Origin of the sequence: Oceanobacillus sp. FSL K6-2867, from assembly GCF_037963145.1 — a bacterium.
GTDB lineage: Bacteria > Bacillota > Bacilli > Bacillales > Amphibacillaceae > Oceanobacillus.
This window is the reverse complement of record NZ_CP150144.1, coordinates 1105586-1129462: the sequence shown is the minus strand read 5'-3', so window position 1 is coordinate 1129462 and position 23877 is coordinate 1105586. Positions and strand designations below refer to the sequence as shown.

General features: G+C 39.6%; 19 protein-coding genes. 18 read left to right on the top strand and 1 reads right to left on the bottom strand.

From position 1 onward, the window contains the following. Positions 1–11: 11 nt before the first annotated feature. The 6 genes from purL to purD all read left to right on the top strand — a co-directional run bounded on the left by purL (position 12) and on the right by purD (position 8305). Positions 12–2234 carry a phosphoribosylformylglycinamidine synthase subunit PurL gene (gene purL, locus NSQ77_RS05465; RefSeq protein ID WP_339229395.1) on the top strand — a complete coding sequence of 741 codons (2223 nt, stop codon included), beginning with the start codon at positions 12–14 and terminating at the stop codon, positions 2232–2234. A 14-nt stretch (positions 2235–2248) separates the two neighbouring features. Then, a complete protein-coding gene (purF, locus tag NSQ77_RS05460) occupies positions 2249–3601 on the top strand; it encodes an amidophosphoribosyltransferase (protein WP_339229394.1) in 1353 nt (450 codons plus the stop codon). A gap of 256 nt (positions 3602–3857) precedes the next feature. Then, positions 3858–4877 (top strand): phosphoribosylformylglycinamidine cyclo-ligase, encoded by a 1020-nt coding sequence (gene purM, locus NSQ77_RS05455; protein WP_339229392.1) that lies wholly within the window; start codon positions 3858–3860, stop codon positions 4875–4877. Continuing rightward, positions 4874–5440, top strand: a complete 567-nt coding sequence (gene purN / locus NSQ77_RS05450) for a phosphoribosylglycinamide formyltransferase (protein WP_339229390.1) — start codon at positions 4874–4876, stop codon at positions 5438–5440. Before purM ends, purN begins: the two co-directional genes overlap by 4 nt. A 10-nt stretch (positions 5441–5450) precedes the next feature. Beyond that, positions 5451–6983, top strand: coding sequence for a bifunctional phosphoribosylaminoimidazolecarboxamide formyltransferase/IMP cyclohydrolase (purH, locus tag NSQ77_RS05445; RefSeq protein WP_339229388.1), 1533 nt, complete (start codon positions 5451–5453; stop codon positions 6981–6983). Positions 6984–7060: 77 nt separating this feature from the next. After that, the gene (purD, locus tag NSQ77_RS05440) at positions 7061–8305 is read left to right on the top strand and encodes a phosphoribosylamine--glycine ligase (protein ID WP_339229386.1); all 1245 of its coding nucleotides are present in this window, start codon (positions 7061–7063) and stop codon (positions 8303–8305) included. A gap of 54 nt (positions 8306–8359) precedes the next feature. On the opposite strand, the gene NSQ77_RS05435 is transcribed toward purD, so the two are convergent. Further along, positions 8360–8593, bottom strand: coding sequence for a hypothetical protein (locus tag NSQ77_RS05435; RefSeq protein WP_339229384.1), 234 nt, complete (start codon positions 8591–8593; stop codon positions 8360–8362). A gap of 156 nt (positions 8594–8749) precedes the next feature. Here NSQ77_RS05435 and NSQ77_RS05430 point away from each other — a divergent pair, with 156 nt between their 5' ends. The 12 genes from NSQ77_RS05430 (at position 8750) to gatB (ending at position 23853) form a co-directional block, all read left to right on the top strand. Further along, positions 8750–10486: an adenine deaminase C-terminal domain-containing protein gene (locus tag NSQ77_RS05430; protein WP_339230941.1), complete on the top strand. Its 1737-nt coding sequence runs from the start codon at positions 8750–8752 to the stop codon at positions 10484–10486. Between the two features lie 42 nt (positions 10487–10528). Further along, the gene (locus NSQ77_RS05425) at positions 10529–11581 is read left to right on the top strand and encodes a DUF3048 domain-containing protein (RefSeq protein ID WP_339229382.1); all 1053 of its coding nucleotides are present in this window, start codon (positions 10529–10531) and stop codon (positions 11579–11581) included. A gap of 21 nt (positions 11582–11602) precedes the next feature. Beyond that, the gene (locus NSQ77_RS05420; protein ID WP_339229380.1) at positions 11603–11899 is read left to right on the top strand and encodes a YerC/YecD family TrpR-related protein; all 297 of its coding nucleotides are present in this window, start codon (positions 11603–11605) and stop codon (positions 11897–11899) included. 474 nt (positions 11900–12373) lie between these two features. Beyond that, a complete protein-coding gene (locus NSQ77_RS05415) occupies positions 12374–13060 on the top strand; it encodes a heptaprenylglyceryl phosphate synthase (protein WP_339229377.1) in 687 nt (228 codons plus the stop codon). A 14-nt stretch (positions 13061–13074) separates the two neighbouring features. After that, complete coding sequence (pcrA, locus tag NSQ77_RS05410) at positions 13075–15300, top strand: DNA helicase PcrA (protein WP_339229374.1); 2226 nt, start codon at positions 13075–13077, stop codon at positions 15298–15300. A 10-nt stretch (positions 15301–15310) separates the two neighbouring features. Next, positions 15311–17320, top strand: a complete 2010-nt coding sequence (gene ligA, locus NSQ77_RS05405) for an NAD-dependent DNA ligase LigA (protein ID WP_339229372.1) — start codon at positions 15311–15313, stop codon at positions 17318–17320. A gap of 15 nt (positions 17321–17335) precedes the next feature. Next, positions 17336–18442: a CamS family sex pheromone protein gene (locus tag NSQ77_RS05400; RefSeq protein ID WP_339229370.1), complete on the top strand. Its 1107-nt coding sequence runs from the start codon at positions 17336–17338 to the stop codon at positions 18440–18442. 448 nt (positions 18443–18890) lie between these two features. Beyond that, entirely contained in the window at positions 18891–20162 is a 1272-nt protein-coding gene (locus tag NSQ77_RS05395; protein ID WP_339229368.1) for a helix-turn-helix domain-containing protein, read from the top strand. Positions 20163–20175: 13 nt separating this feature from the next. Next, on the top strand, positions 20176–20322 hold the full coding sequence (locus NSQ77_RS05390; protein WP_339229366.1) for a hypothetical protein: 147 nt from the start codon (positions 20176–20178) through the stop codon (positions 20320–20322). Positions 20323–20568: 246 nt separating this feature from the next. Continuing rightward, entirely contained in the window at positions 20569–20865 is a 297-nt protein-coding gene (gene gatC, locus NSQ77_RS05385; protein WP_339229364.1) for an Asp-tRNA(Asn)/Glu-tRNA(Gln) amidotransferase subunit GatC, read from the top strand. A gap of 91 nt (positions 20866–20956) precedes the next feature. Next, positions 20957–22423, top strand: coding sequence for an Asp-tRNA(Asn)/Glu-tRNA(Gln) amidotransferase subunit GatA (gene gatA, locus NSQ77_RS05380; protein ID WP_339229362.1), 1467 nt, complete (start codon positions 20957–20959; stop codon positions 22421–22423). Then, a complete protein-coding gene (gene gatB / locus NSQ77_RS05375; protein ID WP_339229360.1) occupies positions 22423–23853 on the top strand; it encodes an Asp-tRNA(Asn)/Glu-tRNA(Gln) amidotransferase subunit GatB in 1431 nt (476 codons plus the stop codon). Before gatA ends, gatB begins: the two co-directional genes overlap by 1 nt. The last annotated feature ends 24 nt before the right edge of the window (positions 23854–23877 follow it).

Here is a 23877-nt window from a genome sequence, read left to right as displayed (position 1 = left end):
GGGAACAAAGCATGGACATTAAAAATATCAAACCTGAACAAATTGAAGCAGAGCAATTATACGAAGAGTTAGGGTTAAGTGACGAAGAGTACAAAATGATTAAAGAAAAGATGGATCGTTATCCAAACTATACAGAAACAAGTATTTTTTCGGTGATGTGGTCAGAGCATTGCAGTTATAAATCGTCCAAAGCCTTATTACGTAAATTCCCGACAAAGGGAGAACATGTTCTGCAAGGACCTGGTGAGGGTGCTGGGGTTGTAGATATCGGAGATAACCAAGCAGTTGTATTTAAGATTGAAAGCCATAACAGCCCTTCAGCAGTAGAACCATTCGAAGGCTCTGCAACAGGTGTAGGCGGTATTGTTCGTGATGTTTTTTCCATGGGTGCAAAGCCAATTGCTGCAATGAACTCATTACGATTCGGTAACCTGAATTCAGAACGTACAGGATGGTTATTTTCAGAAGCTATCCGTGGAATTGCCAGCTACGGAAATGTGATTGGTGTACCAACCGTTGGTGGAGAAGTTCAATTTGATGCAAGCTATAAAGAGAACCCGCTCGTCAATGCAATGGTTGTCGGTCTTGTAAATCATGACGATGTGCAAAAAGGTATTGCAGCTGGTGTTGGCAATACTGTCATTTATGCTGGTGGGTCAACGGGAAGAGACGGCATTCATGGGGCAACATTCTCATCAGATGTCGTTGAAGGAGACAAAGATAATACATCAGCAGTAGCAATTGGTGATCCACATATTGGAAAGAAACTAATTGCTGCTTGCCTGGAAGTGATTCATTCTGAGGCACTTGTTGGTATTCAGGATATGGGTGCTGCTGGTTTAACATCCTCTGCAAGTGAAATGGCTAGTAAAGCAGGAACAGGTATCGAAATGAACCTTGATCTTGTGCCGCAGCGTGAAGACAATATGGATGCATATGAAATTATGCTGTCTGAGTCTCAAGAAAGAATGTTACTCGTTGTTAAAAAGGGACAAGAACAAGAAATCCTTGATATTTTTAAGAAACATGATGTGGAAGCAGTAGCAATTGGTGAGGTTATTGAAGAAAAGACATTTCGTATTAAACAGCATGGACAAATATGGGCAGAGATTCCGGTTGATGCGCTGACAGAAGATGCACCAGTTTATAACCTGCCAACAAAAGAACCTGCATATTTCAAAGAATCTAAAGAAATGGAAAACAGTGTGCCAACAGTAGAAGATCATCAAGAAATCCTAAGAAAATTATTGCAGCAGCCTACAATTGCGAGTAAGGAATGGGCATATAAGCAATTTGATACAGAGGCACAATCCAATACCATTGCAGGACCTGGAAGTGACGCAGCGATTGTTCGGATTGAAGGAACGGATAAAGCAATTGCGATTACAACCGACTGTAATTCTCGTTACATTTATTTAGACCCGGAGGTTGGAGGAAAGATAGCCGTTGCTGAAGCTACACGAAATATCGTATGTTCGGGTGCAAAGCCATTAGCGTTAACAGATGGCTTAAACTATGGTAATCCGACAAACCCGGAAGTGTACTGGCAAATGGAAAAAAGCATAGACGGAATCAGCGAGGCTTGTCTCGCACTCGGAACACCTGTTATTAGCGGAAATGTTTCCATGTACAATCAGTCAGAAGGAGAAGCAATCATGCCAACACCGATTATCGGGATGGTAGGTCTCTTAGAAACAACAAAAGATGTTACAGCAAACAACTTCCAGCAAGCTGATGATGCAATTTATTTAATCGGTGAAACGCATTCGGAATTTGGCGGCAGTGAATTACAGAATATTCTCGAAGGCAGCTACTCTGGAAAAGCACCAGTGATCGATTTAGAGGTTGAAGCAAAACGTCAAAAACAATTGTTAGAAGCAATTGGACAAGGGCTCGTTGAATCTGCACATGATTTGTCAGAAGGTGGCCTTGGTGTTGCACTGGCCGAAAGTGTTTTTAATGAAAAAGGATTAGGAGCCAAAGTGGAACTAACAGGTGACCCTACAACTGCATTATTTAGTGAGGCACAATCAAGATTTATCGTAACTGTAAAAAATGAAAACAAAGCACAATTTGAGCAGTTATTTGATCAAGCAACGCAAATTGGTGTTGTGACAAATGACGAAACATTAACGGTAACTGTAGATGGTAAGCAGATTATTAATGAAAATGTTGAACAACTCAATAAATTATGGAAAGAAGCTATTCCTAATTTATTGAAATCAAATGCTTAAAAGAGGAATGACGAATGTTTGGGATTTGGGGTCACGAAAAGGCAGCAGAACTAACATATTACGGGTTACACGCACAGCAGCACCGCGGACAGGAAGGTACAGGTATTGTTGTAAGTGATGGTGAAACATTAAAGCTTCACAAAGGCTTAGGATTAGTGAACGATGTGTTTAAGCATGCCAACTTTAAAGAACTTCAAGGTCATGCAGCAATTGGTCATGTACGCTATTCGACACAGGGAGATAAAGGTACGGAGGTTGATAGTGTACAGCCATTATTATTTCGCTCGCAAACAACGAGTATCGCATTTGCACACAGTGGAAACATTATAAATGCACATACACTTCGTCGAGAGCTAGAGGATTCAGGCAGTATTTTACAAACATCTACAGATACAGAAATACTCGCACATTTGATTAAGCGAAGTGAACAGTCAACTACCGAAGAAGCAATTGTAGAAGCACTGCAAAAAATAAATGGGGCTTTTACCTTCATCATTTTAAAAGAAGACAAAATGTATGTCACGACAGATCCGCACGGTATACGTCCATTATCAATTGGGAAGTTAGGGGAGTCTTATGTTGTTGCTTCAGAAACAAGTGCATTTGACCTTGTTGGAGCAACTTTCGAACGTGAAGTACTTCCTGGTGAGCTTATTATTATTAGTAAAGAAGGACTAAAATCAATACGATTTGCGATGAGAGAACAACGTAAATTATGTGCGATGGAGTATGTCTATTTATCAAGACCAGATAGCGATTTAAATCATGTCAATGTTCATGCATCAAGAAAAAGGATGGGCAAAGAGTTAGCAAAGGAATCTCCCGTAGAAGCGGACGTTGTAACAGGTGTGCCAGATTCCAGCATATCCGCAGCTATTGGCTATGCAGAGCAGAGTGGTCTCCCATATGAAATGGGAATCATTAAAAATCGTTATATTGGCCGGACATTCATTCAGCCTTCTCAGGAATTGCGTGAACAAGGTGTGAAGATGAAGCTCTCCCCTGTTCGTGGAATTGTAGAAGGGAAAAAAGTCGTGATGATTGATGATTCAATAGTAAGAGGAACAACGTGCAAACGAATTGTTCGACTGTTAAGGGAAGCAGGAGCAGTTGAGGTACACGTTCGAATTGCCTCGCCGCCAATTGAAAATCCTTGTTATTACGGCATCGACATGTCTACGAAAAAAGAGCTGATTGCTGCAAATTATTCGCTTGACGCATTATGTGAAATGATTGGTGCAGACAGCTTGGCATATCTTTCTGTAGAAGGAATGGAAAAGGCGATTGTAAGGGATAAGACTATTCATCAAGGAATTTGCAGTGCGTGTATGACTGGCAATTATCCCATTAATATTTCGGGTGAGTAGTTTCTTCCATAGATGTTTGTTTAAAAAAAGAGTTAAAGGACCGGGAGCGGCTTAGTTCGCAACGTCCTTTTGCGGGCGCCGACAGTGACCAGACCTGTGCAACGAAGCTTTAAGTACTGCGGGGCTTGCTGGCTTCTGCGTTGTCCACAGGACATGGTGTTATTAGTAGAAGTTCCTATTTTTTCGATGTGTCATTTTACTAGGCTTTTTTAACTGCCGCTTAAATGTATGATAAATGTAAAAAGGGTGTGTATTCATGTCAGATGTATATAAGCAAGCTGGAGTAGACGTGGAGAAGGGCTATGAGGCTGTGGAACGAATGAAAAAGCATATTGCAAAAACGACACGTCCAGAAGTTTTAGGCGGAATTGGCTCGTTTGCAGGGCTATTTGACCTTTCTGGTTTTACGTATAAAGAACCTGTGATGGTTTCTGGTACAGATGGTGTTGGTACAAAATTGAAGCTTGCCTTCGAGTTAAATAAGCATGACTCAGTTGGAATTGATCTTGTTGCAATGTGTGCCAATGATATTGTTGCCCAAGGTGCACAGCCACTGTTTTTTCTTGATTATATTGCTTGTGGAAAAAATGAACCTGCAATGATTGAACAAATTGTTGCTGGAATCTCCAATGGATGTGTTGATGCAGGAGCTGCACTTATTGGTGGCGAAACAGCTGAAATGCCTGGTATGTATGAAGAAAATGAATACGACCTTGCAGGATTTGTTGTTGGAATCGCTGAAAAATCAAAGCTGGTTACAGGGGAAGCAATCAAGGCGGGTGATGTCGTTATCGGCATAGCCTCCAGCGGTATTCATTCCAATGGCTATTCACTTGTACGCAAAGTAATTGATGGGCTGGATTTGCAAGAAACCTACTCAGGATTATCTGCCAGTCTTGGAGAAACAGTAATGACCCCAACGAAAATCTATGCTAAACCTGTAGCCGCTGTTCTGGAAGAAATTATGGTAAAAGGAATCTCCCATATTACAGGTGGAGGTTTCTATGAGAACTTCCCAAGAATGATGCCAAAAGGTTTGGGTGTGGAAATTAATAAGGGCAGCTGGAACATTCCAGAAATATTCAGCTTCCTCCAAGAAAAAGGAAGTATCTCAGAAAAAGAAATGTATGGTGTCTTTAACATGGGGATTGGAATGGCATTGGTTGTTGAAGAAGCTGATGTTGACCGGACATTAACGATTTTAAAAGAAGCTGGTGAGGAAGCCGCTGTTATCGGAAGTGTTACAACTACTGAAGGAGTGCAATTTTCATCATGAGCAAGATAAAAGCAGCCATTTTCGCTTCTGGTACGGGAAGTAATTTCGAAGCAATCATGGAAACAGAACATCTTGCCTGTGATATTGCGTTACTCGTTTGTGACCAGTCCAGTGCAGGTGTTATTGCTAAGGCTGATAAATATGGTATTCCTGCATTTGTTTTCGATGCAAAACAATTTCCAGACAAAACAGCCTATGAAAAAGCAATTATTGATAGATTGGAAGAATCTGAGGTTTCCTGGATTTTTCTTGCGGGCTATATGAGAATTGCAGGACCAACATTACTGAATCGGTATGAAGGCCGAATCGTCAATATCCATCCGTCACTATTGCCAGCTTTTCCAGGGATGGATGCAATTGGTCAAGCATATCGCGCCGGAGTGAAAACAACTGGAGTTACTGTTCATTTTATTGATGAAGGAATTGACACAGGGCCAATTATTGCCCAAGAAGAGGTGGCAATTCTCCAGGATGATACAGAGGAATCATTAACGAAGCGTGTCCATAAAGTAGAACATCAATTATATCCAAAAGTAATTAATCAACTTTTACAAACAAAGTGAGGTATTCGTAATGAGCAAGAGAGCACTAATCAGTGTTTCAAATAAAAGTAATCTTACCGAATTCGCGAAAGGTCTTGTAGAAGAAGGCTATGAAATTATTTCAACAGGCGGCACACTGCGTACCCTAGTTGATGCTGGAATTGAGGCAAAGCCTGTTGATGATGTAACTGGCTTTCCAGAAATTATGGATGGACGTGTCAAAACACTGCATCCATTGGTTCATGGTGGCTTACTAGGAAAACGTTCCAACCCAAACCATATGATGCAAATGAAAGAAAACAATATTTCACCAATTGACATGGTTGTTGTAAATTTGTATCCATTCAAGCAAACCCTAGAGAAGCAAGGTGTTTCCAATGAGGAAATCATCGAAAATATCGATATTGGCGGGCCAACCATGCTTCGTTCTGCTGCAAAAAACTTTGAAGATGTAGCAGTAGTTGTTGATCCAGCTGATTATAATAAAGTGCTGGAAGCAGTCCAAGCTGAACAGCTAGATTCAGGGATTCGTAAACAACTAGCCGCAAAAGTATTCCGTCATACAGCGAATTATGATGCGATGATTGCACAATATTTTATGTCAGAAACAAATGAGGAATTTCCTGAAACCTATACGATTACATATGAAAAGGTTCAAGATTTGCGTTACGGAGAAAACCCGCATCAGCAGGCAGCTTTTTATCGAAACCCTATAAATAAAACGATGAGTTTAGCAACAGCTAAACAATTGCATGGTAAGGAACTATCCTATAATAATATCCAAGACGCCAATGCTGCACTTGAAATTTTAGCAGAATATCAAGAACCAGCAGCAGTTGCAGTAAAGCATATGAACCCTTGCGGAATTGGTATATCTGAAACGATTGAAGGAGCATTCAGCCGTGCGTATGATGCCGACCCAATTTCTATTTTCGGTGGGATTGTTGCTTGTAATCGGGAAATCGATCAAGCTACTGCTGAAAAGCTAAGCGAAATTTTCCTTGAAATTGTTATTGCTCCTGGGTTTAGTGCAGATGCTCTAGAAATTTTGACAAGAAAGAAAAACATCCGCTTGCTTGAACTGGAATTGGCAAATGATACGATACCAACAAAAAAACTCACGACGGTTAATGGCGGTGTCTTAATCCAAAATAGCGATAACGGAAATGTCTCTGTTGATGATTTGAACGTTGTAACGAAACGCAAGCCAACAGAAGAAGAATTGAAAAACCTATTGTTTGCTTGGAAGGCTGTAAAGCATGTGAAATCAAATGCGATTTTACTTGCTAAGAATAACCAAACAATTGGTGTTGGCGCAGGACAGATGAATCGGATTGGCGCAGCAAACATTGCAATTGAACAAGCTGGGGAAAAAGCGCAGGAATCTGTGATGGCATCTGATGCCTTCTTTCCAATGCCGGATACGGTAGAAGCAGCAGTTAAAGCTGGCATTACAGCGATCATACAGCCAGGCGGTTCAAAACGTGATCAGGATTCCATCGATGTTTGTGATGAGCATGGCATTGCAATGGTCTATACAGGAATGCGCCATTTTAAACATTAAACATTAAAGTCACCAGATCGGTGGAGACTTACCCACGATCGTGGTGGCTTTTTAACTTTATCTGAGGAGGGTTTCAATTGAAAGTGTTAGTAGTTGGACGTGGAGGACGTGAACATAGCATTGTCATGAAGCTTGCTGAAAGCAAGGCAATCCAAACCCTTTATGCAGCGCCGGGAAATGGTGGAATGCAGGGTGATGCGGTATGTGTAGGAATCGATGAAATGGATATTGATGGCCTTGTATCATTTGCAAAGGAAGAAGCAATTGATCTAACAGTGATTGGCCCGGAAAACCCTTTAAACGACGGGATTGCAAATCGTTTTCAAGAGGAAGGACTTCGAGTATTTGCTCCAACAAAAGAAGCTGCATTGCTTGAAGGAAGTAAAAGCTTTGCAAAAGAATTTATGAAAAAATATGAGATTCCAACAGCAGATTACGCGGTATTTACAGAACCAGATAAAGCAAAAGCGTATATTGAGGAAAAAGGTGCGCCAATCGTTATTAAAGCAGATGGGCTAGCAGCAGGAAAAGGAGTTATCGTTGCCTTAACAAAAGACGAAGCACTAAAGGCTGTAGACGATATGCTCATCTCAAAAGCTTTTGCTAATGCTGGTGCTACTGTTGTGATTGAAGAGTTTTTAGATGGAAAAGAATTTTCATTAATGGCTTTTGTTCATGAAAATCAAGTTTATCCAATGGTGACAGCACGTGACCATAAACGAGCCTATGATTATGATGAGGGTCCGAATACAGGGGGAATGGGCGCATTTGCACCTGTTCCAGATGTTACTAAAGAGCATTTAGATTTCTCAATGAAGCATATTTTACAAAAAACAGCTGACGGCATGATAAAAGAAGGCAGACCCTTCACGGGGATTTTATATGCAGGTTTAATCATGACTGCAAATGGTCCAAAGGTGATCGAGTTTAATACACGCTTCGGAGACCCGGAAACGCAAGTTGTTTTGCCGTTATTAAAAAACGATCTATTCCAAGTTTTCAACGACGTATTAGATGGCAAAAATCCAGAATTAGATTGGGAGGCTGCAGCATGTACAGGTGTTGTTGTAGCATCTAAAGGCTATCCAGATACTTATCAAAAAGGATCAGCAATCCCAACTTTTGAGGTAAGAGACAGTACGTTTGTTATCCATGCAGGAACAAAGCTTGAAGGTGACACAATCGTATCCGATGGAGGCCGTGTTCTTTTGGTTGGCGCTAAGGCCCCTACACTCGAAGCAGCAACTGAAAATGCCTACCAATTGCTACATCCTCATATGGAGCATCCAGCATTTTTCTTTAGAAATGACATAGGCAAATAATTAAGTAATAACCACTCCCACCATAAAGGGAGTGGTTTATTATTATATGGAAAATTAACTCACAGAACCGTATAACAGCACCACGCCCCGAGGAAACAGCACCATCTCCGTAAGAAACAGCACCATCTCCGTAAGAAACAGCACCACGCCCCGAGAAAACAGCACCATCTCGGTAAGAAACAGCACCACGCCCCGAGAAAACAGCACCATCTCGGTAAGAAACAGCTCCATGCCCCGGAGAAACAGCACCATCCCCAAAAGAAACAGCACTACCCCAGAACAACTCAAAGCTAAGAATCCTCCGACCAACCTCATACATCCTTTGCCAAAGTGACCAAATTTTCAATTTTATTAAGTTAATTTTAATTTATAATTAATTTACCCCTTTAAAGTGAAAATATGGTAAAATAAAGCAAAAGGTTGAGTAGAGAGTTGGGATATGAAATGATCAATGGGCTAAATTGGCGTAACCGTGAATTAAGACAGCATGTAAAAGTAATTGATGGCTTAGCAGCACCGACACTTGTACTGAAAAACACCACATATTTAAATGTATATACAAAACAATGGCTGGAAGCAAATATATGGATTTTTAATGACCGTATTATTTATGTAGGTGAACAATTACCAAAGCGGCTCGATGATGCAGAAGTGATTGACTGTGCTGGAAAATACTTGGTTCCAGGATATATTGAACCCCATGCACATCCATTTCAGTTAGCAAATCCGGAAGCATTAGCTTTTCATGCTGCAAGATTTGGCACAACAACATTGGTTAATGACAGCTTGACGTGGAATTTGACATTAGACAAAAAGAAAGCGTTTTCTATAATAGAGGAATTCAATAAATTACCGATTTCTATGTATTGGTGGGCACGCTTTGATTCGCAGACAGCTCTACATGATGAAGATGAATTTTATAACACTCCAGATGTTCTATCATGGCTATCACATCCCAATGTAGTGCAGGGTGGTGAATTAACAGCATGGCCAAGTTTGCTTGCTGGAAATGACCGGCTGCTTTATTGGATTCAGGAGGCAAAACGTCTAGGGAAGCCTGTGGAAGGGCATTTGCCAGGAGCTTCGGAGAAAACCTTAACCAAAATGAAGCTGCTTGGTGTAAGTGCAGATCATGAAGCGATGACAGGTGAGGAAGTTATTCGCCGCTTGCGACTTGGCTATAGTGCTGCATTGCGCTACTCTGTCATTAGACCAGATTTACCAATCCTTATAGAAGAAATTCTTGATTCAGGTCTCAAAAACTTTGATAATATGATGTTAACGATGGATGGACCGACACCGGCTTTCATGCAAAAAGGCATCATTAATGTATGTCTTGAAATTGCGATAGAAAAAGGAATTCCGCTGGAGGAAGCATACCGCATGGCAAGCTATAATGCAGCAAAACACTTCCATCTGGATGAGCATATTGGCAGTATAGCACCTGGGCGTGTCGCTCACATTAATATATTAACGGATAAAACAAATCCACACCCTGATAGTGTTCTGGCAAAAGGGAAATGGATTCTGCGAGAACAGCAAGTGCAAGAAGCAGAGCCAATAATTAACTGGGATGAGTATGGAATAGGTCCAGCAACCTTTGACTGGGATTTAGATAAAGGGGATCTGCAATTCTCCGTTCCGATTGGATTAGAAATGGTGAACAATGTAATCGTCAAGCCGTACAGTATTGAGATGGATATTAACGTAGATGATTTAGGAGCAAGTGGCGATCAATTTCTGCTGTTAATGGATCGAAAAGGTACATGGCGAGTCAATACGACGATTCGCGGTTTCGCACCAGACATAGGGGGAATAGCGAGCAGTTTTTCTGCTTCAGGTGATATTGTGTTTATTGGGAAAAACAAAAAGGATATTTTGCTTTCCTGGCAACGATTGAAAGAAATAGGCGGTGGTATTGTCATTGTTCATGATGGAGAAGTTTTAGCCGAAATCCCTCTTGTACTTAATGGATTTATATCGAAGGAGTCAATCGGAAATTTAATCAAACAAGAGGAAAAATTAAAAGATTGCTTAAAAGAAGCTGGCTATAATTTTAGCGATCCATTTTATAGCCTTTTATTTCTATCAGCAACACATTTGCCGTTCTTACGTATAACACAACAGGGGCTAGTGGACATAAAGAATCGGACAATTCTCTTCCCAGCAACGATGCGATAGCATATAATAGAACATAGACTAAAACAGAGAGTGTGGACATAAATGAAGAAAATGCTTTTGTTAGCACTAATGGTCTTTGTTCTGGCACTTGCTGCTTGTTCGTCGGATAATCAAGCAGCAGATGATAATAGAGAGAAGGACAATGCCCCTGAAAAGCAACCAGAGGATAATAATCGTTATGCCGCTGCATTCCCACTAACGGGTATCGGAACGGAAGAGTCAGTGGATAATCGAACAATCGCTGTTATGGTAAATAATCACGCTGCTGCCAGGCCGCAATCTGGGTTATCAGAAGCAGATATCGTTTTTGAAATTTTAGCAGAAGGTACGATTACTCGCTTTCTTGCATTATATCAAAGTGAACTTCCAGAGGTTGTTGGACCGGTGAGGAGTGCAAGAGAGTACTATTTTGAGCTTGCAGCTGGTTATGGCGCAATTTATGTGTACCACGGCGCTGCTGGATTTGTAAATGATATGATCGCAAATCGTGGCATTAATTTCTTGAATGGTTCTACCTATGATAATGATGGAGTTTTATTTAAGAGAGAGTCCTTCCGCGAAGCACCGCATAATTCTTATCTGCAGCTTGGTGCTGTTTATGATGCAGCATCAACGAAAGGATATGAAACGACTACTGCACAGGAGCCGCTGAACTTTCTAACGGCAGAGGAAACAGAGACTCTTAGTGGCGGCAATGCTGCTCAAGTTAAGATTGAGTATGGTGATAACACATCAGAAAGTGTTGAATACACATATGATGAAGCTAGCGGCAAGTATGCACGCTCCAGTAATGGGGAGCCGTCCGTTGATTTAAATACGGATGCTGCAATCCAATTGGATAATGTTTTTATAGTAGAAGCCTTCCATGAAGTAATTGATGATGCAGGGCGCAGGGCGATTGACTTGAAATCAGGCGGAGATGGTTACCTGATTCAAAAAGGCCACGTGCAAGAGGTTCAATGGGAGAACAAGGATGGACGCATCCTCCCTGTGAAAGATGGCGAACCGATTGGTCTTGTTCCTGGAAAGACATGGATCAATGTTGTACCAACAGATCCAGGAATCAAGCAGTCTGTCACAATATCAAACGAGTAGAATAATCAGGAGGGTTTTGTCTTGCAAATCGATAAACTACGTGGAAAACAGTTAAATCAATTATTCGAAGCTATCCTATCACTGGAAAATATAGAAGAGTGCTATCGCTTTTTTGATGATATTGCAACAATGTCAGAGATTCAGTCTATTTCCCAGCGCTTGCAAGTTGCTAAGATGCTGACAGAAGGCAAGACATACAGTGCAATTGAAAATGAAACAAAAGCATCGACAGCAACAATATCCCGTGTTCGAAGATGTCTTAATTATGGCAGTGATGGTTATATGATGGTTTTAGATAGAATCAAGGAAAAAGAATAGAAACCGTGTCCCAGCTAGGGCTACGGTTTCTATTCTTTTGTTCATGCGATGACCACGAAGCGCTCAACGGCTAGCGAGACTTCCCTCACCTCATCACAATCTAAAACAGGCTTGTCGACTGGCAAGACATGAGGCTTAGTTGCACTTATACCTTTGTAGTGAAATTGGGCATCGACTTCAGGTAAAATGATGGCCGATTAAAATCAGACTGCACCGAACATCGGCATACCCTTAAAAGAGCATGTTTCCTTTATGCCCTCCGTAGGAATGTTCGACCCGTCGAACAACTGCGAAGTTCGGGGCGCAGTTCGTACCTCGTTAACCGGACGCTTGCGATTTTATTCAAAGTTATCTATCCTATTACTGTATTTCTTCTTATATTTCGATTTTATAAACATTCCTCAAATTGCTAAATTCCTACCTTGATTTTTGGTATAATAGACTAATGGAAAATGATGATGGAGGAATCAACTTTTGAATACAATAAATGAATGGAAACATATATTTAAGCTTGATCCAGCAAAAGAAATTTCGGACGAAGATTTAGATTTAATTTGCGAATCAGGTACGGATGCAATAATCGTTGGCGGAACGGATGATGTAACTTTGGATGGTGTTCTTGATTTATTATCACGGATTCGCCGCAGCCATACGGTTCCATGTATTTTGGAGATATCCAATGAAGAAGCACTCACTCCTGGATTTGATTACTACTTTATCCCAATGGTGCTCAATTCCAAGGAGAAAAAGTTTATGATGGATATCCAGCATAAAGCGATTAAAGAGTATATCGATATGATGGAGTACAGCGAGATATTTTTCGAAGGATACTGTATATTGAATGAAGATGCGAAGGCATTTACGTATACGAATAGCTATTTACCGGATAAAGATGATGTGAAGGCTTATGCGTATATGGCAGAGCATGTTTTCCACTTGCCTATTTTTTATGCAGAGTATAGTGGTACATATGGAGATCCTGAGCTTGTGAAAGAAGTGAAGCAAGAGCTTGATAACACACTCCTTTTTTATGGTGGTGGAATCGAGAATACTGAGCAGGCAAAGGAAATGAAAGAACATGCAGATGTAATAATAGTTGGAAATAGTATCTATACCGATATCAAAAATGCACTTAAAACAGTAGCAGCGGTAAAAGGGTAAGGAGTGATCAAATCATGAGTCAGACTTTTGACGAAATGATAAATAGATTAAATAAAGAGCAACAAGAAGCTGTTAGACATACAGAAGGGGCCTTATTAATTATGGCGGGAGCGGGAAGTGGAAAAACAAGAGTTTTGACACACCGGATTGCCTATTTAATGGATGAGAAAGAAGTTTCACCAAGAAATATTTTGGCGATTACGTTTACGAATAAGGCTGCACGAGAAATGAAGGAACGTGTACGCAGGCTTGTTGGTGCTCAAGGTGAGCAAATGTGGGTCTCTACTTTCCACTCAATGTGCGTACGTATTTTACGACGTGATATTGATCGGATTGGATATAGCAGCAGCTTTACCATATTGGATAGCAGTGACCAAATATCGGTTATTAAACAAGTGTTAAAAAATTTAAATATCGATCCGAAAAAATTTGATCCTCGAGCCATGCTCGGTCAAATAAGTGCAGCAAAAAACGAATTAATTACCGATGAAGAATTCAGTAAACATGCTGGTAATTTTTTCGATAGACAAGTAGCACAAATCTATGAAGGCTATCAAAAAATGCTGCGAAAAAACCAGTCTCTGGATTTTGATGACTTGATAATGCAAACAATTCATCTGTTTAAACGTGTACCTGAAGTATTGGAATACTATCAACGACGTTTTCAATATATTCATGTTGATGAGTATCAGGATACAAACCATGCACAATACTATTTAGTAAAACAACTGGCAAGCCGCTATCAAAATCTTTGTGTGGTTGGAGATTCAGACCAGTCGATTTATCGCTGGCGAGGAGCGGATATTAAGAATATCCTTTCATTTGAAAAAGATTACCCGAGTGCGAAAACGGTATTCTTAGAACAGAATTATCGTTCGACAAAATCAATTCTTGCAGCTGCAAACAAAGTCATTGGAAATAATGCGGGACGTAAACCAAAAAACCTTTGGACAGAAAACCCGGAAGGACAAAAAATTAATTATTTCCAAGGGGCAACAGAACAGGAAGAAGCCCTTTTTGTAACGGAGAAGATCCAAGAGCTGACTCGAAATAAAGGCTATTCACCAAGCGATATGGCTGTTTTATACCGTACTAATGCACAATCCCGTGCAATTGAGGACACATTATTAAAATCTGGTATTTCCTATCAAATGGTTGGGGGCATGAAGTTCTACGATCGGAAGGAAATTAAAGATATGGTCGCCTATTTACGATTAATCACCAACCCAGATGATGATCTAAGCTTTGAACGTGTTGTGAATGAGCCAAAAAGAGGCATTGGAAAAACCTCTGTAGAAAGGCTCCGTGCATATGCAGCAGAACACGGCATTTCCTTCTATGAAGCAGTGAAGGAAGTTGATTTTACTGGTGTTTCCGGTAAAGCAGCAAATGCACTCGCAGATTTTGGGAATTTAATCAAAACGCTAAACCAGCAGCAGGACTTCTTAACCGCAACAGATATGGTACAAGCAGTTTTAGAACGAACAGGCTATGAAGAAATGCTTTTAAATGAAAAATCAATAGAAGCACAAAGCCGTCTGGAAAACTTAGAAGAGTTTATGACGGTGACAAAGGATTTTGAAGAAACAAGTGAGGACAAAACATTAATTTCATTTTTAACAGATCTTGCCTTAATTGCAGATATAGATCGTGTGGATGAAGAAGATCCCGACAATGAAGAAAAAATTACGTTAATGACGCTTCATGCTGCAAAAGGATTGGAATTCCCGGTCGTCTTTCTAATTGGTATGGAGGAAAATGTTTTTCCACATAGTCGTTCGATCATGGATGAAGAGGAAATGCAAGAGGAACGGCGCCTCGCGTATGTTGGAATAACTCGCGCAGAAAAAGAGCTGTATTTAACACATGCAAAAATGCGCACCCTATATGGTAGAACGAATATGAACCCGATCAGTCGATTTATCAATGAAATCCCGAGAGAATTGATTGAAGGAATGGAAGAAGCAAGAAATACGATGTTTGGCAGCATATTCAGTAAACCTAAGGATAAACAAAGCCCAGCTCCTGTGAAACGAAAAGCAGAGCGAATGCAAACGACAACTGGGGCAGAGGATAAGGATTGGTTCCCTGGAGATAAAGCGAATCATAAAAAATGGGGCGTTGGTACAGTTGTAAAGGTACAGGGAGATGGAGATAAAATGGAGTTGGATGTTGCTTTCCCAGCACCTGTAGGTATTAAACGATTGCTTGCCAAATTTGCACCAATCACGAAAGAATAGGAGTCAGCTAATGGATAAACAAAAAGTACAGGACCAAATACTAGCATTGGTCGAATTACTGAATCAATACGGCTACGAATATTATGTGCTCGATAAGCCAAGTGTACCGGATGCTGAATATGATGAAAAGCTTAGAGAATTGCAAGAGCTTGAACAGCAATTTCCAGAGCTTATTTCTGAGAATTCCCCGACACAGCGTGTTGGCGGCGAACCATTGGACGCTTTTAAAAAAGTCCAGCACAATGTGCCGATGCTCAGCCTTGGTAATGCATTCAATGAACAGGATCTTAGAGATTTTGCAAGGCGAGCAAGTAATGGAACGGATGAGCCAATCACGTTTGTATGCGAGCTCAAAATTGATGGACTCGCTATTTCTCTAACCTATGAAAATGGTAAGTTTGTGCGCGGAGCAACTCGTGGTGATGGAACGACAGGTGAGGACATTACTGCAAACTTAAGAACGATTCGCAGCATACCGCTTTCCATTAAAGAAGGAGCAACATTAGAAGTACGCGGTGAGGCTTTTATGCCGCATAAATCTTTCCTTGCATTAAATGAAGCGAGAGAGCAAAATGAGGAAGAGCCATTTGCCAATCCCCGAAACGCAGCAGCAGGGTCTTTAAGACAGCTTGACCCTAAAATAGCTGCCCAGCGTAATCTGGATATCTTTTTATATGGTGTTGGTGAGTGGAATGACAGCTCTATTACATCACATAGTGAACGACTAGGAAAATTAAAAGAGCTTGGATTTAAGACAAATCCAGAATGGAGAAAATGTGAAACAATTGATGAGGTCATCGAATTTGTTAACTACTGGACAAAGGAACGCCCGAATTTATCTTATGAGATTGACGGGATTGTGATAAAAGTCGATGATTTAAATCAGCAAGAGGACCTCGGCTATACTGCAAAAAGCCCTCGTTGGGCAATCGCTTATAAGTTTCCCGCAGAGGAAGCTATCACTAAGCTTCGAGATATCGAGCTAAGCATTGGCAGAACCGGTGTGATTACCCCAACTGCAATTCTTGATCCTGTAAAGGTTGCGGGCTCGACCGTACAACGTGCTTCATTGCATAATGAAGATTTAATTCGTGAACAAGATATCCGAATTGGCGATACAGTTGTAATTAAAAAAGCGGGAGATATCATTCCAAAAGTCGTGCGTGTCGTAGAAGAAAAGCGGACTGGAGAAGAGCAGGAATTTCATATGCCATCAGAGTGTCCTGCATGTGGCAGTGAAGTTGTCCGATTGGAAGAAGAAGTAGCACTGCGCTGTATTAATCCGAATTGCCCTGCACAGCTCATGGAAGGTCTGATTCACTTTGTATCCAGAAATGCAATGAATATTGATGGGCTTGGAGAAAAAGTAATTATGCAGCTTTTCCAAAACAAGCTCATTCATACAATGGCAGATTTGTATCGACTGGAGCGAGAAGAATTGCTTAAGCTGGAGAGAATGGGAGAAAAATCCGTATCTAATTTGCTGGAAGCAATCGAGGCGTCGAAAGAAAATTCATTGGAGAGACTCCTATTTGGTCTGGGTATCCGCTTTATTGGAGAAAAAGCAGCAAAAACACTTGCCATGGAATTTGAAACGATGGATCGTTTACAACAGGCCACATTTGAGGATCTTGTAGCAATTGATGAAATTGGCGATAAGATGGCTGATTCCATTGAGCAATATTTTACCGAGGAAAAAGTAGCTGAATTGCTGGACGAACTCCGCGCGTTAGGGATTAACATGGAATACAAGGGACCGAAAAAATCAGAACAGGAGGAAGAGAATGATTCTGTTTTCGCCGGAAAAACAATTGTTTTAACAGGGAAAATGGAAGAATTTTCTCGCAATGAAGCAAAGGCTTTGATCGAATCGCTTGGGGGAACAGTTACCGGAAGCGTGAGTAAGAAAACAGATATTCTTGTAGCTGGAGCGGATGCAGGCTCGAAATATGATAAAGCTGTGGAGCTCGGTATTGAAATATGGAATGAACAACAGCTGAAAGAAGTTGTAGAAGATTAAGAGGAGTGTTTGACTTTGAAAAAAATAAGTGCTGTTTTACTATGTACACTCCTTTTTATAACAGGCTGTGTACAAAAACCGGCGGAAGAAGAAGTGCTGCAAAATGACGATACAGAACAAGAAACGTCCATTGTTCCAAGCTATCAATTATCGGATGAAAATTATAAAATGATACTGCCATACAAAACGAGCCAGGCTAGAGGTGCTATTGTCAATCAATTGGCAAACCGAGTAGATATTGATGAAATGGAGCAAGGTCTGCAACGATTATCAAAGGACGCCTACGATCCAAATGATTTCTATTTTCAAGAAGGCCAATATTTAACGTCTGATAAAATTTATGAATGGATCGATGGACTGAACCCAAAAGTGGAAACTGGATCGGATGAGGACACGTATCGGGACAATCCGCGTTATTTATCACATATTCTTGAACAAAATTATTTAAAACATAATGAAGATGGTACCGTACAAATCGCAGGAATGTCTATCGGAATTGCTTTGAAATCCGTTTATCGCTTCCAAACCGAAATTGGCGGACCATATTATTATGAAAATATTTCAGAGGAAGATATGCTTGAGCAAGGTGATCGGATCGCTGAAGCTGTTGTAGAGGAAATCCGCCAAGAGGAAGGACTAGGGGACATTCCAATCATGGTTGCATTGTATAAAGAAGCAGAACAATCATCACCTGTACCAGGAAACTTTGTTGCTAAAGCAAATGTAAAAGGTGGAAGCAGTTCGATAAATGATTGGGAAGATGTTGATGAGGAAAATATTCTATTCCCTTCAGCTGAAGGAAGAGAAAAATATTACGATGATCATGAAATTGTAACTAGCTTTGGCAATGAAATCGCAGAGTTTTTCCCTAACTATGTCGGTTTAATTGGAGAAGGCTTTTATATCGATGGTGAATTGCAAAAGTTAACCATTGAGGTTCCAATTGAGTTTTATGGAAAAGCAGAGGTAATGGGTTTCACCCAATATGCCTATGGTCTTGTACAAGACATGTTCTCAAACTATTATGATCTGGAAATTAACATTACATCCAGTAATCAAGATGAAAGTTTAATTTATCGCAATGCTGGTGATGAATCGCCAACTGTTCATATTTTTCATTAGATAAACATTTATAGGTTTAGTAAGATAAAAACAGCTCGTCTAAATTGTATTTAGGCGAGCTGTTTTTATATCTGTCTTCCTAGTCTTTCAAAATTTAAGATTTAAAATAAGACTAATTATTCATAGTTATTCGAATTGAAAATGGTATAATTTTTTTTTAGAGTGAGAAAAAATCGAATGAAAATTGGTACCAATTGAGTCATTTCTGTTCCCCAATAACTTTAATTTTTCCTTTTCAACCCTCTATATACTAAGTATACTCAACATTCAGTCATAATATTAGAAAAAAGCCAGAAACCCCGGGAATTTTCCTCTGTCAGGAAAATCAAGAAAACAAAAGTGTTGTTACACATCCTTTTTACCTACGATTTTCCCAATATGCAACTTCGCTAAATATGGTATAATACTAGTAAATAAAAATATTTCTGAATATGTTAGGGTGGGTATTTTGATAGATATAGGATCCTTTATTAAATTACAGCGTACGAAACAGGAAATGACCTTAAATGAGCTTTCAGAAGGAATCGTTTCTGTCTCCTATTTATCAAAAATCGAGAATCAGAAAACCCAGGCAAGTCCCGATATTATTCAATTATTATGCAATCGCCTTGGGATTGAGATTGACAACAGTCAGGAAGAATTGATTAAAGAAAAGTGCAACAAGTGGTATAGCATGCTGTTTGAGGTTAACAATAAAGAAGAAATTATAACTACATACGAAGAAATTCAGGAAATGCTGGACAAAAACCTCTCGAATAGCTTGCTAATGTTTGAGATTCATAAGGTTAGGTACTGTCTCATATTGGGTAATTTTAATGAAGCGTTGAAAAAGATTAATGAATTGAGTGAGATTGCCAATACATTCGATAGTTTGCAACAGTTTTATTGGTTTAAATTTAAAGGGAATTATTATTCGCTGAAAGATACAGACTATAATCAAGCATTAAGTATGTATAAAACTGCAGAAGAGAAAATTAATAAAATTGAATTATCTGAAGATCAAGTAGCTGATCTTCAATATACAATTTCAGTTACCCATAGTAAGCTGCGAAATACATTAGAATCGATTGACTATGCAAATCAAGCGTTAGAAATTTTTATGAAACAGTATAATTTCCAGCGATGTGCACAATGTCATATTATTTTAGGAATCTCTTATCGACGGATTAAAATGCATGAACGAGCAATAAAAAACTATAATTTGGCTAAGCACTTAGGAGAATTGAATAAAGATAAGCAAATTATTCAGCTAACCAATTTAAACTTAGGTTACTTGCACTCTGCATTAGGTGAGACACAGGAAGCGATTAAGTTTTTAGAAGAAGTTGTAAATGATGAAAATGTACATTTAGAAGATCGGTTAATTGCAATAACTTCAATTATTAAAGAGTTCTATAATATAGATAAAATAAAAGAAACGAAAGATGCAATTGTGGAAGCCCAGAACATACTTGGCCTTGCTAAGGATGATAGTTACTCTAAAATATACTCCTATATCATTCATACGTTTGAATATGCTACCAATGGAGAAAATAATCAATTTGTATCATTAGTTAAAGATAAGTTTATACCATTTTTAAAGAAACATAGTGATCATGCTAACTTAGTATACTACTCAACTATGTTGGCCAGACACTTTGAAGAGCAATATAAGTATAAAGATGCTGTAAAGTATTATAAGCTTGCAAATTCAACTTATGATAATTTAATTAGCCTGTAAAGGAGGGGAGAAAATGAAAAAGCTGATTTCAGGTATTGCATTAGGTGTAATACTGGCTACTGGATTCTTTTTTGCCCAGGGTGTACAGCAAGACGATTTTGCAACTGGCGAAAAAGAGCCTAGCATTTTAAACGTCAGTAGTTCAAGTATATCTTTCTAAGTTTTAACTTTAAGTATTTCAATTTTTTACCCTATTACTATATGATGGATTTGCCTGAAACGGAGTGGAACCTGTTTCAGGTCTTTTTTTGTTTCCAATTTTCTACAACATACGTCACATTACATTTTTATACAACATAATTTGCCTATATAGCCCTATCTTTGCTATTATCAATAGTGTTATAATAGTACAATGAGAAAAAAATAAAGCTTTACCATATAAATTATTGATTTGGAGGTATATCACATGGCAGATATTTCAAAAGAAGAAGTGAAACATGTCGCACACTTAGCAAGACTTGCTGTAACTGACGAAGAAGTAGAGCAGCTTGCAGATGAACTGAGTGCAATTATCGATTATGCTGAACAATTGAATGAATTGGATACAGACGGTATTGAGCCGACAACACATGTACTTGATTTGAAAAATATAATGCGCAAAGATGAACCAAAAGACTGGATTACTCAAGAGGAAGCATTCAAGAATGCTCCTGATCATCAAGACGGTCATTTCCGCGTACCATCGATTTTGGGAGATAGCTAAGTATCGAACTTTTCTATCTGTAAACGAAGGCATTTGCCGCACGAGGACAGGCAAATACTTTAGTTTTCTAAAACAAGGAGGGAAACCCTAGATGTCATTATTTGACCATACAATTAAAGAATTAGAAGCGAAGCTACATAATAAAGAGATTACGGTTCAGGATTTAGTTGATGAATCTTATCGCAGAATCAAAGAAGTAGACGGACAAGTTCATGCTTTTTTAACGTTAGATGAAGAAAACGCTAGGGCTAAAGCAAAAGAACTTGATCAAGCAGCCGACAATACTGCAAGTCTATTTGGAATTCCAAGCGGGATCAAAGACAATATTGTAACAAAAGGCGTACGTACAACTTGTGCGAGTCAATTTTTGGATAACTTTAATGATCCATTGTATGATGCTACAGCTGTACAGAAATTGAAGAATGAACAAGCTATTTCGGTTGGGAAACTAAACATGGATGAATTTGCAATGGGATCAACCAATGAAAATTCCAGCTATACACCAACAAGAAATCCATGGAATACGGACTATGTTCCAGGTGGATCAAGTGGTGGTTCCGCAGCAGCGGTTGCAGCTGGTGAAGTACTGTTTTCACTAGGTTCCGATACGGGTGGTTCGATTCGTCAGCCAGCTGCGTTTTGTGGTGTTGTAGGAATGAAACCAACGTACGGACGAGTGTCTCGTTCAGGACTGGTTGCATTTGCATCTTCTCTTGATCAAATTGGACCAATCACAAAAACAGTTGAGGACAATGCGCGTGTATTGGAAGTAATTGCTGGACATGACGAGATGGATACAACAAGTGCGAATATTGACGTACCGAAATATACCGAAGCATTAACAAAGGATATCAGCGGTTTGAAGATTGCTGTACCAAAAGAATATTTAGCTGAAGGTGTAGCACCAGAAGTTAGAGAATCTATTCTTGAAGCATTGAAGGTATATGAGTCACTTGGTGCAACATGGGAAGAGGTTTCATTACCACACTCTAAATATGCCGTTGCAGCATACTACTTACTATCATCCTCTGAAGCATCTGCTAACTTAGCTCGTTTTGATGGTGTACGTTATGGCGTGCGGAGTGAGAATGCAGATAATATGATTGATATGTTTAAGAAATCCAGAAGTGAAGGCTTTGGACCGGAAGTTAAAAAACGGATTATGCTTGGAACATTTGCATTAAGTTCTGGATATTATGATGCCTATTATAAAAAGGCACAAAAAGTACGTACATTGATTAAACAAGATTTTGATAAAATCTTTGAAGAATATGACGTTATTATTGGACCAACTACCCCTACAACAGCCTATAAAGTAGGCGAATTGATAGATGATCCATTAACGATGTATGCGAATGATATTTTAACGATTCCAGTGAACCTTGCTGGTGTGCCAGGAATCTCTCTTCCGTGCGGATTCTCTGAAAATGGAATGCCAATCGGCTTGCAGATTATTGGCAAGTACTTTGATGAAAGTACGGTATATCGTGCAGCACATGCATTTGAACAGGCAACAGACCATCATAAAAAACGACCTCAGCTTGGAGGTGCCAACTAATGAATTTTGAAACAATTATTGGACTTGAGGTACACGTTGAATTAAAGACAAAATCGAAAATATTCAGCCCGAGTATTAATGCATTCGGATCTGATCCAAATACAAATATAAACCCAATTGACCTGGGATATCCAGGTACGCTTCCGGTTTTAAATGAAGAAGCAGTTAACTTTGCAATGAAAGCTGCAATGGCACTGAATTGTGAAATTGCAACACATACAAAGTTTGACCGTAAAAATTACTTTTACCCAGATAACCCGAAAGCCTATCAGATTTCCCAGTTTGATCAGCCGATTGGTGAGAATGGCTGGATAGAAATTGAAGTAAATGGGAAGAAGAAACGTATCGGGATTACACGTGTCCATATGGAAGAGGATGCAGGTAAATTGACACATGGTGAGGATGGTTATTCGTATATTGACTTTAACCGCCAAGGAACACCACTGATTGAAATCGTATCAGAACCAGATATGCGCTCTCCAGAGGAGGCATACGCATATTTGGAAAAACTAAAAAATATTATCCAGTATACAGGCGTTTCCGATGTGAAGATGCAGGAAGGTTCACTAAGATGTGATGCAAATATTTCATTACGACCAATCGGACAAGAGAGATTCGGTACAAAAGCAGAGCTTAAGAACTTGAACTCCTTCTCTTATGTTCAAAAAGGTCTTGAATTTGAAGAGAAACGTCAAGAAAAGGTTCTTCTGTCAGGTGGGGAAATTCTTCAGGAAACACGCCGTTATGATGAAAAAACAAAAGAAACGATTCTTATGCGTGTGAAGGAAGGTTCGGATGATTATCGTTACTTCCCTGAGCCGGATTTAGTACCACTTTATATTGACGATGCATGGAAAGAGCGCGTTCGCAGTGAAATACCTGAGCTGCCAGATGCTCGCAGAAAACGTTATGTTTTAGAGCTTGGCTTGTCTGAATACGATGCGAATGTATTAACAGCATCAAAGCAAATGTCCGATTTCTTTGAAGAAGCTGTCTCACATGGCGGTGATATCAAGCAAGTATCGAACTGGCTAATGGGTGAAGTTTCTGCATATATGAATAAACATTATAAAGAAATCCAAGAACTAGCGATTACCCCTGAAGCATTGGCTAAAATGATTCAGTTGATTGAAGATGGAACGATTTCCTCCAAAATTGCGAAGAAAGTATTTGCTGAGCTCGTCGAGAATGGCGGAAATCCAGAGCAGATCGTTAAAGATAAAGGTCTTGTTCAAATATCTGATCCAGAGCAGCTGAAAGAAATTGTTAATAAGGTGTTGGATGAGAATGAACAATCCATTATTGATTTTAAGAATGGAAAAGGCAAAGCGCATGGTTACCTTGTTGGTCAAATTATGAAAGCTACAAAAGGACAAGCAAACCCGCCACTTGTTAACAAGATTCTTTCTGAAGAGTTAAGTAAACGATAATTATGTATGGAAGACTGTCATTTG

Bases quoted from the DNA above. Each gene is read 5' to 3' on its own strand.
- purL (WP_339229395.1), top strand. From the start codon at position 12: ATGGACATTAAAAATATCAAACCTGAACAAATTGAAGCAGAGCAATTA.
- purF (WP_339229394.1), top strand. From the start codon at position 2,249: ATGTTTGGGATTTGGGGTCACGAAAAGGCAGCAGAACTAACATATTAC.
- purM (WP_339229392.1), top strand. From the start codon at position 3,858: ATGTCAGATGTATATAAGCAAGCTGGAGTAGACGTGGAGAAGGGCTAT.
- purN (WP_339229390.1), top strand. From the start codon at position 4,874: ATGAGCAAGATAAAAGCAGCCATTTTCGCTTCTGGTACGGGAAGTAAT.
- purH (WP_339229388.1), top strand. From the start codon at position 5,451: ATGAGCAAGAGAGCACTAATCAGTGTTTCAAATAAAAGTAATCTTACC.
- NSQ77_RS05430 (WP_339230941.1), top strand. From the start codon at position 8,750: ATGATCAATGGGCTAAATTGGCGTAACCGTGAATTAAGACAGCATGTA.
- NSQ77_RS05425 (WP_339229382.1), top strand. From the start codon at position 10,529: ATGAAGAAAATGCTTTTGTTAGCACTAATGGTCTTTGTTCTGGCACTT.
- pcrA (WP_339229374.1), top strand. From the start codon at position 13,075: ATGAGTCAGACTTTTGACGAAATGATAAATAGATTAAATAAAGAGCAA.
- ligA (WP_339229372.1), top strand. From the start codon at position 15,311: ATGGATAAACAAAAAGTACAGGACCAAATACTAGCATTGGTCGAATTA.
- NSQ77_RS05390 (WP_339229366.1), top strand. From the start codon at position 20,176: ATGAAAAAGCTGATTTCAGGTATTGCATTAGGTGTAATACTGGCTACT.
- gatC (WP_339229364.1), top strand. From the start codon at position 20,569: ATGGCAGATATTTCAAAAGAAGAAGTGAAACATGTCGCACACTTAGCA.
- gatA (WP_339229362.1), top strand. From the start codon at position 20,957: ATGTCATTATTTGACCATACAATTAAAGAATTAGAAGCGAAGCTACAT.
- gatB (WP_339229360.1), top strand. From the start codon at position 22,423: ATGAATTTTGAAACAATTATTGGACTTGAGGTACACGTTGAATTAAAG.